Origin of the sequence: Anaerococcus lactolyticus ATCC 51172 (assembly GCF_000156575.1) — a bacterium.
In the GTDB taxonomy this organism is placed as follows: Bacteria; Bacillota; Clostridia; order Tissierellales; family Peptoniphilaceae; genus Anaerococcus; species Anaerococcus lactolyticus.
The window spans coordinates 1-241 of the sequence record NZ_GG666113.1; the positions used below are offsets into that span (position 1 = coordinate 1).

A 241-nucleotide genomic window follows, 5' to 3' on the forward strand; every position below is an offset into this window, starting at 1 on the left:
CGGCGGTCGGCTTGGAGATGTTCTTCAGCTCGGTGACGGCGGCCACGACGGCCTTGTCGATACCGCGCTTGAGGTCCATCGGGTTCATGCCGGCGGCCACAGCCTTGGCGCCTTCGCGGATCAGGGCCTGGGCCAGCACGGTGGCGGTGGTGGTGCCGTCGCCTGCGTCGTCGTTGGTGCGGGAAGCGACTTCCTTCACCATCTGCGCGCCCATGTTCTCGAACTTGTCAGCCAGTTCGAT

The 241-nt window shown here is 66.0% G+C and carries 1 protein-coding gene; it reads right to left on the reverse strand.

Translation table 11 applies throughout. The features are described from left to right. The coding region (locus HMPREF0072_RS11470; RefSeq protein ID WP_282633337.1) for a TCP-1/cpn60 chaperonin family protein at nt 1-241 on the reverse strand (241 nt) is incomplete at both ends.